Consider the following 901-nt stretch of genomic DNA (forward strand, 5'->3'; position numbering starts at 1 on the left):
CGGCTTCACCGCGCGCTTTCGGCACGCCCATGGCCTGGCGGATCACCATGAAGCGCTGGCCGAGGATGCGCAATCCGCCGGCCTTGGCCGCATCGTGTTCAAGCTGCTGTTTGACGCCTGCAGCGACGCTCAGGTTCTGGTCGAGGAAGCCCTGCACTACAGCCGGCGAAGTCGGTATCCGCACGATCGTCGCGCTTTTCAGCTCGCGCGTGAGGAACAGGTCGTAGGCGCTGCCGTTGCCGACGGCGACAGTGATGCCGGGCTGATCAACCTGAGTGTTGGTTGTGATCGGCGAATCCGCGCGCACGGCGTAATAGCCTTCGATCAGCACGTAAGGACCGGTGAAACTGATCTCCTGCGCACGCTTGGGATCGACGGCGAAAAAACCGATGTCGGCCTTGTCCTGTTCGATGTTTTCCACCGAAGCGCCGGCCGACTTGACCGCCACCAGTTGCAGAGGCACGCCGAGACGCCGCGCCAGTTCAGCGGCCAGGTCCACCGAGACGCCGACCGGTTTGCCGGTGTTCGGGTCCACGCTGGCCAGCACCGGATTGCCGAGATTGATCGAGGCGCGCAGAGTGCCGCCGGGGGCAAAGAGGGCGGCGTTTTCTTGCTGGCTTTTTTGTTGCATGGCGGTGGCTCCTGATGTTTGCGCTCGTGCGCCTGGATTGAGAGCGAAGCTCAAGGGAATGAGCGCGGACAGCAGCAGATATTTCAGCCAAGCTGCCTGCGTCCGGGTGGTGATCGATGATGATATTTTCATATTGTTTTTCTTGCAGCCTGAGTAGCTTTGTATTCTATGTCGCGCCGTCCGACTGCACCGGAAAACTCAGCACCACCATGAAACTGCCCGCGCCGCTGTAACCGAAACGCAATTGGCCGCCATGCGCGCGGACGCTGG

General features: G+C 61.5%; 1 protein-coding gene. It reads right to left on the bottom strand.

Annotation, left to right across the window (positions count from 1 at the left end):
• Nucleotides 1–631: transporter substrate-binding domain-containing protein (locus HLUSI_RS27760; RefSeq protein WP_016833638.1), on the bottom strand; the 631-nt coding region annotated here is incomplete at its 3' end.
• Between the last annotated feature and the right edge of the window lie 270 nt (nucleotides 632–901).

The organism is Herbaspirillum lusitanum P6-12, from assembly GCF_000256565.1.
GTDB classification, from domain to species: Bacteria; Pseudomonadota; Gammaproteobacteria; order Burkholderiales; family Burkholderiaceae_D; genus Herbaspirillum; species Herbaspirillum lusitanum.